A 13,120-nucleotide genomic window follows, 5' to 3' on the forward strand; every position below is an offset into this window, starting at 1 on the left:
CATGCGCGGGCTTCTTGCGTTCGTATTTGTGGAGAGGAAATCGATGCTGCTGCATATCCCCCAGGTGCTGAGTAAGGCGCAAGTCGCCGCGCTGCGTGCCGAACTGGCGGCCCATGCCTGGGTCGATGGCGTGCAGACGTCCGGTGCGCAGGCCGCAAGCCTCAAGCAGAACCTGCAGTTTCCGCCGGATTCGCCGGCCTTCGCCGGGCTGGCGCAGTGCGTGGCCGATGCGCTGGCGCGCCATCCGCTGTTCGTCTCCGCGGTGTTGCCGCGGCAGATGCTGCCGCCCATGTTCAACTGCTATCAGGGCGGCGGGCGTTACGGCAACCATGTGGACAACGCCTTGCAGCGTGACCGCTTCAGTGGCGATCAGGTGCGCACCGATGTCTCTACCACGGTGTTTCTCAGCGAGCCGGACGAGTACGACGGCGGTGAGCTGATCGTCGAGGACACCTATGGCGAGCATGAGATCAAGCTGGAGGCGGGCGATGCCATCATCTATCCCGCCACCAGCCTGCACCGCGTCGAGCCGGTAACCCGCGGCGCGCGTATCGCCTCCTTTCTCTGGACGCAAAGCCGGGTGCGCGACGCCTGGCAGCGCAAGATGCTGTTCGATCTGGACATGACCATCCTCAAGCTGCGCCACGATCTGGGCGACAGCGAGGAGGTGGTCAGCCTGACCGGCACCTACCACAACCTGCTGCGCCAGTGGGCGGACTGAGATGGCCTTGGACGAACCCCTGAGCGCGATCCCGGCCGACCTGGTCGCGGCCTGCGATTATCAGCGCTATGCCCTAGAGCGCCTGGATGCCAATGCCCTGGCCTACCTGCAGGGCGGCGCGGCGGACGAGCTGACCTGCCAGGCCAATCTGGATGCCTGGCGTGACTGGGCGATAGTGCCGCGTCTGCTGCGCGACCTGCGCGGTGGCCATACCCGTTGCCAGTTGCTCGGCGATGAGTTGCAGCACCCCATATTGCTCGCCCCGGTGGCCTATCAGCGGCTGTTTCACCCTGAGGGCGAGCTGGCCAGCGCCCTGGCTGCCGGGGTGATGGGCGGCGGCGCGGTGCTCAGTTCCTTCGCCTCCACGGCGCTGGAAGAGGTCGCCGAGGCGACGCCCGGGCCGCTGTGGTTCCAGCTGTACTGGCAGGGCGACGGTGCCGCGACCCTGGCATTGGCGCAGCGCGCCGAGGCGGCGGGTTATCGCGCCCTGGTGCTGACGGTGGATGCGCCCGTATCGGGACTGCGCAATCGCGAACAGCGCGCAGGCTTTACCCTGCCGGACGGCATAGCCGCGGTGAATATCGCCGCGCCGCCCGTTGTGCCCCAGGTGCCGCCCGGCGGCAGCGCGGTATTCGACGCCATGCTGGCCATCGCGCCGACCTGGGACGATGTGCGCTGGCTCTGTCGGCATAGCCGTCTGCCCATTCTGCTCAAGGGCATCCTGCATCCGGGCGATGCGCGCCTGGCCATGGATGCGGGGGCGGCGGGCGTCATCGTCTCCAACCACGGCGGCCGGGTGCTGGACTCGCAATGGCCGGCGCTCAAGGCCTTGCCCGGCATCCGCGCGGAATTGGGCGCGGCCGTGCCGATCCTGGTGGACGGCGGCATCAGGCGCGGCACCGATGTGTTCAAGGCCCTGGCGCTGGGTGCCAACGCGGTGCTGATCGGCCGGCCCTATCTCCATGCCCTGGCCACGGCCGGCGCGCTGGGCGTGGCGCACCTGCTCAAGTTGCTGCGCGAGGAGCTGGAAGTGAGCATGGCCCTGAGCGGCTGCCGCGAGCTGTCCTGCATCGGCCCGGACGCGCTGCAGTCGCTCAGGGCCAGCAATGAGTAGGGTGCGCTGTGCGCACCAGCACCGGCTGCAGATTCTTGGTGCGCACGGCGCACCCTACGATGGCAGGTCAAGCGTTGGGCGCATACCTGCTTGCGGGATAAGCGAGAAAGAACCTTTGTAAATTAGTGGTAAAGGCGTGGTTTGCATTATTAAATGCAAGCGTTTCTCAAATAGAATTGCGTCGCGGTGACGACCGCGGTGGTCGTCGCTTCTGTCAGGTGCCCCTTCGTGTTCAAGAAAATCCTCTTTCAACTGCACTGGTTGCTCGGTATCAGCGCGGGTCTGGTGCTGGCGCTGATGGGCGTGACCGGCGCGGCGTATTCGTTTCAGGACGAATTGCTGCGCGCGCTCAATCCCGAGGTGTTGCAGGTCGCCGTGCAGGACGGCGGGGTGCTGACGCCTGACGTGCTGGTGCCGCGTATCGAGGCGGCCAGCCAGCAGCGGGTGGTGCGTCTGAACGTCGAGGCGGCGGCCGACCGCGCCGGGCGGGCGATGTTCGCCCCGCCGGCGGGGGAGCGCCGCGGCGAGGCGCGCTATTTCGATCCCTATAGCGGCGAGCTGCTCGGCGAGGCGCGTGGCCAGGGCTTTTTCGACCTGATGCTGGAGCTGCACCGTTTTCTCGCCATGGGCGAGTACGGCAAGCAGATCACCGCCGCCAGCACCCTGGCGTTGATCTTCTTCTGCCTCTCCGGCCTCTACCTGCGTTGGCCGCGTCAGGCCCTCAACTGGCGTGCCTGGCTGACCCTGGACTGGGCCAAGCGCGGCCGTGCGTTCAACTGGGATCTGCATGCGGTGGCCGGCACCTGGTGCCTGGCGTTCTACCTGTGCGCGGCGCTGACCGGGCTGTACTGGTCCTACGACTGGTACCGTGAAGGCCTGACCGGCCTGCTTAGCAGCGAGCCCGCCGGTGAGCCGCGCAAGCGCGGCGGCCGGCCGCCTGCCGGAGCCGTGCCCGCGGTGAACCATGCGGCGCTCTGGGCCGGTTTGCAGCAGGCCGCCGGGCCGCAGCTGGCGGGCTACAGTCTGCGCCTGCCCACTACGCCCGGACAGCCGGTAGCGGTGTTCTATATGCGCGCCGACGCGCCTCATGAGCGCGCCTTCAACCAGCTCAGCCTGGATGGGCAAAGCGGCGCGGTGAAACAGCACAAGCGCTACCGTGACCAGGCCTTTGGCGATCAACTGCTGACCAGCAACTATGCCCTGCATGTGGGCAGCTACTTCGGTCTGCCCGGGCGCATCCTGATGTTCCTGGCCAGCCTGAGCATGCCGCTGTTCGCCATCACCGGCTGGCTGCTGTACCTCGATCGCCGGCGCAAGAAGCGCGAGCTGGTTAAAGCACGCGCTGCGTTGCAACCGATCCCCGCTCGGGCGGGTGGCTGGCTGATCGGCTTTGCCAGCCAGAGTGGCTTCGCCGAGCAGCTGGCCTGGCAAACCGCCGGGCAATTGCAGGCCGCCGGCCTGGCCGTCAGCGTGCAGCCCTTGGCCAAGCTCACCGAGCCGATGCTGCGCCAGGCCGACAAGGCGCTATTCGTCGTCAGTACCTTTGGCGACGGTGAGGCCCCGGACAGTGCCCGTGGTTTCGAGCGCAAGCTGCTCGGTCAGGCGCTGGCTCTCGAGCATTTGCGCTATGCCATGCTCGCCCTAGGGGATCGCCAGTATCAGCATTTCTGCGGCTTTGCCCTGCGGGTGCAGGACTGGCTGGCCGGCCAGGGCGCGCACAGCCTGTTCGAACCGGTGCAGGTGGACGCCGCCGATACCACGGCGCTGGCCAGCTGGCAGCGCCAGCTCGGCGAGCTGACCGGAGCCCAGCCGTTGCACCAGGGTGCAATGCCCTATGGCCTGTGGACGTTGACGCGCCGCGAGCGGCTCAACCCCGGCAGCCAGGGTGCGCCGACCTATCTGCTGGCATTGCGTGCCGCACAGCCGACTAACTGGAGTGCCGGCGATATTCTCGAAGTGCCGCCACGTCACAGCGACGCTACGGTACAGGCCTGGTTGCTGGCCCATGCAGTGGATGGCAGCCAAACGGTCAGCCTCGACGGCCTGAGCCAGTCGCTGCAGCAGGCATTGCGCGGCAAGCAGTTGCCCGAGCAGTTCAGCCATCTGGTCGGCCTGCATGCCCAGGCCTTGCTGGACGCGCTGGTGCCGTTGGCCGCGCGCGAGTATTCCGTCGCCTCCTTGCCCAGCGACGGCGAGCTGGAGCTGATCGTGCGTCAGGAACGGCAGGCCGACGGCTCGCTGGGTCTGGGCTCCGGCTGGCTGACCGAGGCGGCGGCGTTGCACGGCCAGCTGCTGGCGCGGGTGCGGCGTAACAGTGCCTTCCACGCTCCCGAGGACGACCGCCCGCTGATCCTGATCGGCAATGGCACCGGCCTGGCCGGGCTGCGCAGCCTGCTCAAGGCGCGGATCGTCGCCGGGCACACGGCTAACTGGCTGCTGTTCGGCGAGCGCAATGCGGCGCATGACTTCTATTGCCGGGACGAACTGCAGGGCTGGCTGGCCAGCGGCGATCTGGCGCGTCTGGACCTGGCCTTCTCCCGCGACCAGGCCGCCAAGGTCTATGTGCAGGACCGTCTGCGCGAAGCCGCCGAGCAGCTGCGCGAATGGCTGGCCGAGGGCGCGGCGATCTATGTCTGCGGCAGTCTGGATGGCATGGCGAGCGGGGTGGACCAGGTATTGCGCGAACTGCTGGGCGCGGCTGCGCTCAGCACACTGCGCGAAGAGGGCCGCTATCGCCGCGATGTCTACTGAGCCTTGCGCCAGTCGCCCCGGGATAATCTCGGGGTGGCCTGTAGCCCTCTGGCCAAGGCCACAAAGTGCGCGCCTGCGACTGGTGCCGATGCGCCTGTGGCTCTAAGCTTGGGGCCATGAAAAGAATCCTGCTGAACTGCGATATGGGCGAAAGCTTCGGCGTCTGGACCATGGGTGACGATGCCCATGCCATGCCGCTGATCGATCAGGCCAACCTGGCCTGCGGCTTCCATGCCTCCGACCCCATGACCATGCTGCGTACCGTCGAGCTGGCGGTGCAGCATGGGGTGAGCATTGGCGCGCATCCGGCCTATCCCGATATGGTCGGTTTCGGTCGCCGGCACATGGCCTGTTCGCCCTACGAGGTGACCGCCCTGGTGCTCTACCAGGTCGGCGCGCTGGATGCCTTCTGCCGCGCCGCCGGTAGCCGCCTGGCCTATGTCAAACCCCATGGCGCTCTGTACAACGACCTGGTGCGCGACGATGCCCTGTTCGCGGCGGTGCTGGAGGCCTGCGCCAGTTATCGCCAGGGCCTGCCGCTGATGACCCTGGCCCTGACCGACAACACCCGCGAGCTGCGCCTGGCCGATGAAGCCGATGTGCCGCTGCTGTTTGAAGCCTTCGCCGACCGCGCCTACCTGGCCGATGGGCAGCTGGCCCCGCGGCGTTTGTCCGGGGCGGTGCATCGCGACCCGCAGCGGATTCTCGAGCAGGGCCTGGCGATTGCCCAAGGCGAGCCCTTCGCCGATATCGACGGCAAGCCCTTGCAGCTGCGTGCCGACAGCCTCTGCGTGCATGGCGACAACGCCGATTCACTGGCCGTGCTGCGGCGTTTGCGGGCCATGCTGGACGCCTCATGATCCGCCTCGAGCTGGCGGGTGCCGAAGCGCTGCTGCTGGTGCTGGCCGAGCAGCCGGACGCGCACCTGGCGCAACGCCTGGCCCTGCTGGCCGAGCGTATCCGCGGCGAACTCGGGCCGCTGCTGACCGATCTGGTACCCGGTTGGACCAGCCTGTTGCTGCACTACGACCTGAGCCGCACCGATCACCTGCAACTGGCCGAGCGCCTCAAGCCGCTGCTGGAGCGCTGGCTCGAGCAGCCCTTGAACGAGCGGGCGGGTCGCCTGCACGAAATCCCCATTTGTTACAGCGGCGAAGACCTGCCCGAGGTGGCGCGCCTGTGTCGCCTGGATATCCAGCAGGTGATCGAGCTGCATGGCGCGCCCGAATACCGCGTCGGAGCCATCGGCTTCGCCCCTGGGTTCGCCTACCTGGGTGAGCTGCATCCGCGTCTGGTCTTGCCGCGCCGCGCCACGCCGAGGCTGGTTGTGCCGGCCGGCAGCCTGGCCATCGCCGAACGGCTGACGGCCATCTATCCGCAGCGTTCGCCCGGCGGCTGGCACCTGCTCGGGCGTTGTCCCTGGACCCTGTTCGACGCCACCCGCGAGCCGCCATGCCCCCTGGCCCTGGGCGACCGGGTGCGATTCCGGGCGATCGACGAGCGCAGCTTCGTCAGCGAGGGCGGTCAGCCGTGACGGGCTTGTGCGTGTTGAAAGCCGGGCCGCTGAGCCTGCTGCAGGATGGCGGCCGCCAGGGCTGGCAGCACCTCGGTGTGTCGCCGGCCGGGGCGCTGGATCTGCATGCGGCGGCCTGGGCCAATCGCCTGCTGCACAACCCCTGGGGCACGCCGCTGCTGGAAATCGCCCTGGGCGATGTCGAGCTGCAGGCCGAATGCGATACCTGGCTGGCGGTATGCGGCGCGGATCTGCCGCTGAGCCTGGATGGCCGGGCACAACTGAGCTGGTCGCGGTTCCCCGTGCGCGCCGGGGCCTGCCTGCAGCTGGGCTTTGCCCGCAGCGGGCAGCGCGCTTACCTGGCGGTGGCCGACGGTTTTCGCGCCGCGCCGGTACTGGGCAGCGTCAGCGCTCAGCAACGCGAGGGGCTCGGCGGCCTGGATGGCCAGGGTTCGCCGCTGCAGGTGGGGGATCGGCTGCCCTGTGGCGGCCGCCGCGGATTCAGCCACCCGGCCAGCGTGCCCTGGCCCTATCGACCGGACTATCGCGGCATGCCCCTGCTGCGGGTGATTACCGGTGGTGATGCGGCGAGCTTCGACGAGGATCAGTTGCAGGGCTTTTTCGCCCGGGCCTGGCAGCTCAGCCCGCACTCCGACCGGATGGGCGCGCGGCTGCTGGGCGAGCCGCTGCAGGTGCCTGCGCGGCAATGGTCCCTGGGTGTCGGCCGTGGGGCCATTCAGGTACCGCCGGATGGTCAGCCGATCATTCTCCAGGCCGATCACCAGACCATGGGCGGCTACCCGCTGCTGGGCTGGCTGCACCCGCTGGACCAGAGCCGCCTGGCACAATGCCCGGCGCACCAGGAGGTGCGCTTTACCCCGGTCAGCGTCAGCGATGCCCAGGCCGAGCTGCGCGAGTTCTACCGGTTCTTTGGGCGTTGACCTTGGCCCCGCCGCTCCTACGAAGGTGACACCAGGTGCCATTCAGCGGTTGATTGTCTCCGCATGGTGGCAAGCCACCTGCCGCGCATCGAGCAGGCGCAGTAGCGGCTGTTCCACCTTGCAGCGCTCGGTCGCATGGGGACAGCGTTGGTGGAAAGCGCAACCGCTGGGCGGCGACAGCGGGTTGGGCAGCTCGCCGCTGAGCTTGATCTTCGGTTTGCTCGGGTCGGGGTGAATGGTCGGCGTCGCCGACAGCAGCGCCTGGGTGTAGGGGTGCAGCGGGCGGTTGTAGATCAGCTCGCTGGGGCCCATTTCCGCCGGGCGGCCGAGGTACATCACCAGCACCTCGTCGGCAACGTGGCGCACCACCGAGAGGTTGTGCGAGATAAATACATAGCCGGTGTCGAACTGCTCCTGCAGGTCCATAAACAGGTTGAGCACCTGGGCCTGGATCGACACGTCCAGCGCTGAGGTCGGCTCGTCCGCCACCAGCACCTTGGGTTGCAGCATCATCGCCCGGGCCAGGGCGATGCGCTGGCGCTGGCCGCCGGAGAACATATGCGGGTAGCGCTGGTAGTGCTCGGGGCGCAGGCCCACCTGCTGCATCATCGCCTGCACCCGCTCGCGGCGTTCCAGACGCGACAGATCGGTGTTGATCAGCAGCGGTTCGCCCAGCTGGTCGCCGACCTTCTGCCGCGGGTTGAGGGAGGCGTAGGGGTTCTGAAAGACCATCTGCACATCGCGGCGCAGCTGTTTGCGCTGGGCCTTGTTGGCCCCGGCCACTTCCTGCCCGGCGATCTGCAGCGAGCCCGAACTGGGCTGCTCAATCAGGGTCAGGGCGCGGGCCAGGGTGGACTTGCCGCAGCCGGACTCGCCGACCACCGCCAGGGTCTTGCCCGCCTGTAATTCAAAGGACACGCCATTGAGCGCCTGTACCTGGGCGGCGGGCTGGAACAGGCCGCGGGAGATTGCGTAGTGGCGGGTGAGGTCGCGGGCAGTCAGGACGGCGCTCATCAGGCCACCTCCGCAGTCAGGTTGAGCGGATAGAAGCAGCGCGCCGCGCCACGTTCATGGGCATCCAGGCTCGGCCGTTGCTCACGGCAATGGGCCTGGGCGTAGGGGCAGCGCGGCGATAACAGGCAGCCGGTCGGGCGGTCGTAGCGGCCCGGGACGATGCCGGGCAGGGTGGCCAGACGGCGCTGGCCCTGGCTGTGCTCGGGGATCGCCTTGAGCAGTGCTTCGGTGTAAGGATGCGTTGGCGCATTGAACAGCTGCGGCACGCTGCCGATTTCCACCGCCTGGCCGGCATACATCACGCAGACCCGTTGCGCGGTTTCGGCCACCACGGCGAGGTCATGGGTGATCAGCACCAGGCCCATGTTCTGTTCGCGTTGCAGGCCCACCAGCAGGTCCATGATCTGCGCCTGAATGGTCACATCCAGGGCCGTGGTGGGTTCGTCGGCGATCAGCAGTTTGGGCTCGGCGGCGATCGCCATGGCAATCGCCACCCGTTGGCTCATGCCGCCGGAGAGCTGATGCGGGTAGGCATTCAGGCGGCTGGCGGCGGCGGGGATCTCCACCCGCTCGAGCAGCTGCAAGGCGCGCTGGCGGGCGGCCTGGCCCTTGAGGCCGAGGTGCTGGCGCAGCACTTCCTCGATCTGGAAGCCCACGGTAAAGCTGGGATTGAGCGCGGTCATCGGGTCCTGAAAGACCATCGACAGGTCCTTGCCGACGATATGCCGGCGCTGGCGGCCCTTGAGTCGCAGCATATCGGTGCCGTCGAACAGCAGGCTGTCGGCGCTGACGATGCCGGGGGCGTCGATCAGGCCCATCAGCGCCATCATGGTCACCGATTTGCCGGAGCCGGATTCGCCGACTATGGCCAGCACCTCGCCCTTGTCGACACTGAGGTCGAGGCCGTCGACCACCGGGATGGCAGTGGCATCACCGAAACGCACGCTGAGGTTTTTGATATCGAGCAGGCTCATGGGCGGCGCTCCGCGTGGATGGGGTGCGCACGGCCTAGGCGGCCCCGCGTCACCCTGCGGAGCGTTGCGACCATGTGATGCGCGCGGCGCGGCGGGGTAGGGTGCGCCGTGCGCACCGAGGTTGCGTTGTGCATGCGAGCCTCCTCAGGCGGCGTTCTTGAGTTTCGGGTCGAGTGCATCGCGCAGCCCGTCGCCCATCAGATTGATTGCCAGCACGCTGAGCAGAATGGTCAGGCCCGGCAGGGTCACCACCCACCAGGCGCGTTCGATATAGTCGCGCGCCGAGGCCAGCATGGTGCCCCACTCGGGGGTCGGCGGTTGCACGCCGAGGCCGAGAAAGCCCAGGGCGGCGGCATCGAGAATCGCCGAGGAAAAGCTCAGGGTGGCCTGCACGATCAGCGGTGCCATGCAGTTGGGCAGCACGGTGATAAACATCAGCCGTGGCAGGCTGGCACCAGCCAGGCGTGCAGCGGTGACGTAATCGCGGTTCAGCTCGCCCATCACCGCAGCGCGGGTCAGGCGCACGTAGGACGGCAGCGAGACGATGGCGATGGCGAAGATGGTGTTGATCAGCCCTGGGCCGAGGATGGCGACGATGGCCACCGCCAGCAGCAGCGAGGGCAGGGCCAGCATGATGTCCATCAGGCGCATGATCGACGGCCCGAGCAGGCGCGGAAAGAAGCCGGCGACCAGCCCCAGAAGAATGCCGGGGATCAGCGACAGCAGCACCGAGGCCAGGCCGATCAGCAGCGACAGCCGCGCGCCATGGATCAGGCGCGAGAGCAGGTCGCGCCCGACCTCATCGGTGCCGAGCAGGAACTGCCACTGGCCGCCTTCCAGCCAGGCCGGCGGGGTCAGCAGGAATTCGCGGTATTGCTCGCTGGGGTCGTGTGGGGCGAGCCAGGGCGCAAACAGCGCGCAGATCACCAACAGGATCATGAACGCCAGCCCGGCAACTGCGCCCTTGTTATGGGCGAAGGCCTGCCAGAACTCCTTGAGCGGCGAGGGGTAGAACAGGCTCTGGTCTACAGTGGTGGTCGTCATGGGCGAGCTTCCAGAGTGGGCCTGTGTAGGGTGGATGACGCTTTTTTCATCCACCGTTTGGGCGTTGCGATGGTGGATGAGTGAAGCGTCATCCACCCTACGGAAACAATGCGGCTATGCATGGTGTGTTCCTTAGCGCTGATGGCGAATGCGTGGGTTGGCCAGGCCGTAGAGGATGTCCACCACGAAGTTGACCAGGATCACCAGGCAGGCGATCAGCAAAATGCCGTTCTGCACCACCGGGTAGTCACGCGCGCCGATCGACTCGATCAGCCATTTGCCGATGCCCGGCCAGGAGAAGATGGTTTCGGTCAGCACCGCGCCGGCCAGCAGCGCGCCGACCTGCAGGCCGAACACCGTGAGCACCGGGATCAGTGCATTGCGCAGGCCATGGACGAACACCACGCGGGCCGGCGACAGGCCCTTGGCGCGGGCGGTGCGTACATAGTCCTCGCGCAGCACTTCAAGCATCGCCGAGCGGGTCATCCGCGCGATGACCGCGAGGGGAATGGTGCCGAGCACGATGGCCGGCAAAATCAGGTGGCGCAGGGCGTCGACAAAGGCCCCCGGTTCGTCCGCCAGCAGGGTGTCGATCAGCATAAAACCGGTGACCGGCGGGATGTCGTAGAGCAGGTCGATGCGCCCGGAAACGGGGGTCCAGCCCAGCCATACCGAGAAAAACATAATCAGCAGCAGGCCCCACCAGAAGATCGGCATGGAGTAGCCGGCCAGCGAGATGCCCATGACGCCGTGGTCGAACAGCGAGCCGCGTTTCAGTGCGGCAATCACTCCGGCGATCAGACCGAGCGTGCCGGCGAACAGCAGGGCCGCCAGGGCCAGTTCCAGGGTGGCGGGGAACAGGGTGAGGAACTCGCGCCAAACGCTTTCGCGGGTGCGCAGTGACTCACCCAGGTTGCCCTGAGCCAATTGGCCGATATAGTCGAAATACTGGGCATAGAGTGGCTTGTTCAGGCCCAGGCGCTCCATTGCCTGGGCGTGCATCACCGGGTCGACCTGGCGCTCGCCCATCATCACTTCCACCGGGTCACCGGGGATCATGCGGATCAGCGCGAAGGTCAGCAGGGTGACGCCGAAAAAGGTGGGGATCAACAGCCCCAGGCGTCTGGCAATAAAAGACAGCATCGGGGTCAGTGCTCCAGAAAAGGTGAGCGTGCGTCGGGCTGCGTGGCCGGACGCTGTTGTGCGGTGGCGGATGGCACGGCAACAGTGCGCCGGTCGAGCGCGCGCGCTGCAGGCCGGGCGTTGCCGGCTATGGCGCGGCATCCGCTGGGGTGGGGCCGGAAAGGTTCAGGCATCAGGGCACTCCTCGGGTTATACGGAGCAAACACGCGGCGGCCGGGTAGGCCGCCGTTGTCCGGCTGGCAGTGGTCGGATACACCCCTCGCCAGCATGTTGAGGAACGCTGTTACTTGACGCCGACACCGTAGAAGGAGTTCAGCGCGAAGGGGCTGATCTTGAAGTCCACAACCTTCTTGCTCATCGGTTGGTAGACCGTGGAGTGGGCGATCGGGGTGATCGGTACTTCACGCTTGAGGATCACCTGAGCCTGCTTGTATAGCTCGCTGCGTTCGGCGGTGTCGGTGACCCGCTTGGCGGCCTTGACCAGCTTGTCGTAGTCGGCATCGCACCACTTGGAGAAGTTGTTGCCGTCCACCGCGTCGCAGCCATACAGGGTGCCCAGCCAGTTGTCCGGGTCACCGTTGTCGCCGCTCCAGCCGATCAGCATGGCGTCGTGTTCGCCGGCCTTGGCACGCTTGAGGTATTCGCCCCATTCGTAGCTGACGATCTTGGCCTTGATGCCGACCTTGGCCCAGTCGCTTTGCAGCATTTCGGCCATCAGCTTGGCGTTGGGGTTGTACGGGCGTTGCACCGGCATGGCCCACAGGGTGATCTCGGTGCCTTCCTTGACGCCGGCGGCCTTGAGCAGCGCCTTGGCCTTTTCCGGGTCGTAGGCGGGGTCCTCGATGCTGTCGTCATAGGACCACTGGGTCGGCGGCATGCCGTTGACCGCCAGCTGGCCGGCGCTCTGGTACACCGCGTCGATGATGCCCTGCTTGTTCACCGCCATGTCCAGCGCCTGGCGCACTTCGAGCTGGTCGAACGGCGGGTGGGTGACGTTGTAGGCGATATAGCCGACGTTAAACCCGGCCTGTTCGGGCATATCCAGATTCGGGTCTTTCTTCAGCGAGTCCAGATCCGCCGGGCGTGGGAACAGGGTGACCTGGCATTCGCCGGCCTTGAGCTTCTGCATGCGTACCGAGGCGTCGGTGTTGATGGCGAAGATCAGGTTGTCGATCTTCACCTCATCCGGCTGCCAGTATTCCTTGTTGCCCTTGAAGCGGATTACCGCGTCTTTCTGGTAGCGGTTGAACACGAACGGTCCAGTACCGATGGGCTTCTGGTTGATGTCGGCGGCCTTGCCGGCCTTGAGCAGGCTATCGGCGTATTCGGCGGACTGGATCGAGGCGAAGCTCATCGCCAGGTTCTGGATAAAGGCGGCGTCGACTTCGTTGAGGCTGAACTTGACGGTCATGTCGTCGAGTTTTTCGATCTTGGCGATATTCGCGTCCATGCCCATGTCGGTGAAGTAGGGAAATTCCGACGGGTAGGCTTTGCGGAACGGATGCTCTTTATCGAGCATGCGTTGGAAGGTGAACAGCACGTCATCGGCGTTAAAAGTGCGGCTCGGCTTGAAGTATTCGGTGGTATGAAACTTCACGTTCGGGCGCAGGTGAAAGGTGTAGCTCAGACCGTCTTCACTGATGTCCCACTTCTCGGCCAGGCCAGGGATCACCGCGGTGCCGCCACGCTCGAACTGACTCAGGCGGTTGAACACGGTTTCCGCTGCAGCATCGAAGTCGGTGCCGGTGGTGTACAGGCCAGGGTCGAACCCGGCGGGGCTGCCCTCGGAGCAGAACACCAGATTGCCGGCGGCGCTGGCGAGCGGGGTGCTGGCGATCAGCCCAGCGGCGAGTAAAGCCTGGATGACGGCGTTTTTACGCATAGTGACCTCATGGTTATTGTGGT

The 13,120-nt window shown here is 66.5% G+C and carries 11 protein-coding genes; 6 read left to right on the forward strand and 5 right to left on the reverse strand.

Annotation, left to right across the window (positions count from 1 at the left end):
• Positions 1-43 precede the first annotated feature (43 nt).
• The 6 genes from AACY13_RS03205 to AACY13_RS03230 all read left to right on the forward strand — a co-directional run bounded on the left by AACY13_RS03205 (position 44) and on the right by AACY13_RS03230 (position 7,040).
• Positions 44-721 (forward strand): Fe2+-dependent dioxygenase, encoded by a 678-nt coding sequence (locus AACY13_RS03205; protein ID WP_339459262.1) that lies wholly within the window; start codon positions 44-46, stop codon positions 719-721.
• A gap of 1 nt (position 722) precedes the next feature.
• A complete protein-coding gene (locus tag AACY13_RS03210) occupies positions 723-1,835 on the forward strand; it encodes an alpha-hydroxy acid oxidase (RefSeq protein ID WP_339459264.1) in 1,113 nt (370 codons plus the stop codon).
• Between the two features lie 228 nt (positions 1,836-2,063).
• A complete protein-coding gene (locus AACY13_RS03215) occupies positions 2,064-4,586 on the forward strand; it encodes a sulfite reductase flavoprotein subunit alpha (RefSeq protein ID WP_339459266.1) in 2,523 nt (840 codons plus the stop codon).
• Between the two features lie 116 nt (positions 4,587-4,702).
• Positions 4,703-5,446: a 5-oxoprolinase subunit PxpA gene (locus tag AACY13_RS03220; protein WP_339459267.1), complete on the forward strand. Its 744-nt coding sequence runs from the start codon at positions 4,703-4,705 to the stop codon at positions 5,444-5,446.
• On the forward strand, positions 5,443-6,120 hold the full coding sequence (pxpB, locus tag AACY13_RS03225) for a 5-oxoprolinase subunit PxpB (protein WP_339459268.1): 678 nt from the start codon (positions 5,443-5,445) through the stop codon (positions 6,118-6,120). Before AACY13_RS03220 ends, pxpB begins: the two co-directional genes overlap by 4 nt.
• Positions 6,117-7,040, forward strand: a complete 924-nt coding sequence (locus AACY13_RS03230; protein WP_339459270.1) for a 5-oxoprolinase subunit C family protein — start codon at positions 6,117-6,119, stop codon at positions 7,038-7,040. Before pxpB ends, AACY13_RS03230 begins: the two co-directional genes overlap by 4 nt.
• 42 nt (positions 7,041-7,082) lie before the next feature.
• Here AACY13_RS03230 and AACY13_RS03235 read toward each other — a convergent pair whose 3' ends face one another.
• The 5 genes from AACY13_RS03235 to AACY13_RS03255 form a co-directional block, all read right to left on the reverse strand.
• Positions 7,083-8,054: a peptide ABC transporter ATP-binding protein gene (locus AACY13_RS03235; RefSeq protein WP_339459271.1), complete on the reverse strand. Its 972-nt coding sequence runs from the start codon at positions 8,052-8,054 to the stop codon at positions 7,083-7,085.
• The gene (locus AACY13_RS03240; RefSeq protein WP_339459272.1) at positions 8,054-9,028 is read right to left on the reverse strand and encodes an ABC transporter ATP-binding protein; all 975 of its coding nucleotides are present in this window, start codon (positions 9,026-9,028) and stop codon (positions 8,054-8,056) included. The genes AACY13_RS03235 and AACY13_RS03240 overlap by 1 nt, the downstream gene beginning before the upstream one ends.
• Before the next feature lie 144 nt (positions 9,029-9,172).
• The gene (locus tag AACY13_RS03245) at positions 9,173-10,072 is read right to left on the reverse strand and encodes an ABC transporter permease subunit (protein ID WP_339459273.1); all 900 of its coding nucleotides are present in this window, start codon (positions 10,070-10,072) and stop codon (positions 9,173-9,175) included.
• 132 nt (positions 10,073-10,204) lie between these two features.
• On the reverse strand, positions 10,205-11,215 hold the full coding sequence (locus tag AACY13_RS03250; RefSeq protein ID WP_339459274.1) for an ABC transporter permease subunit: 1,011 nt from the start codon (positions 11,213-11,215) through the stop codon (positions 10,205-10,207).
• Between the two features lie 283 nt (positions 11,216-11,498).
• Entirely contained in the window at positions 11,499-13,097 is a 1,599-nt protein-coding gene (locus AACY13_RS03255) for an ABC transporter substrate-binding protein (protein ID WP_339459275.1), read from the reverse strand.
• Positions 13,098-13,120: the final 23 nt, after the last annotated feature.

It is taken from the genome of Pseudomonas sp. EA_105y_Pfl2_R69, from assembly GCF_963970915.1.
GTDB lineage: Bacteria > Pseudomonadota > Gammaproteobacteria > Pseudomonadales > Pseudomonadaceae > Aquipseudomonas.

Coding starts and splice junctions, on each gene's coding strand:
- AACY13_RS03250 (WP_339459274.1), bottom strand. CDS start 11,215: ATGCTGTCTTTTATTGCCAGACGCCTGGGGCTGTTGATCCCCACCTTT.
- AACY13_RS03240 (WP_339459272.1), bottom strand. CDS start 9,028: ATGAGCCTGCTCGATATCAAAAACCTCAGCGTGCGTTTCGGTGATGCC.
- AACY13_RS03220 (WP_339459267.1), top strand. CDS start 4,703: ATGAAAAGAATCCTGCTGAACTGCGATATGGGCGAAAGCTTCGGCGTC.
- AACY13_RS03255 (WP_339459275.1), bottom strand. CDS start 13,097: ATGCGTAAAAACGCCGTCATCCAGGCTTTACTCGCCGCTGGGCTGATC.
- AACY13_RS03205 (WP_339459262.1), top strand. CDS start 44: ATGCTGCTGCATATCCCCCAGGTGCTGAGTAAGGCGCAAGTCGCCGCG.
- AACY13_RS03235 (WP_339459271.1), bottom strand. CDS start 8,054: ATGAGCGCCGTCCTGACTGCCCGCGACCTCACCCGCCACTACGCAATC.
- pxpB (WP_339459268.1), top strand. CDS start 5,443: ATGATCCGCCTCGAGCTGGCGGGTGCCGAAGCGCTGCTGCTGGTGCTG.
- AACY13_RS03210 (WP_339459264.1), top strand. CDS start 723: ATGGCCTTGGACGAACCCCTGAGCGCGATCCCGGCCGACCTGGTCGCG.
- AACY13_RS03245 (WP_339459273.1), bottom strand. CDS start 10,072: ATGACGACCACCACTGTAGACCAGAGCCTGTTCTACCCCTCGCCGCTC.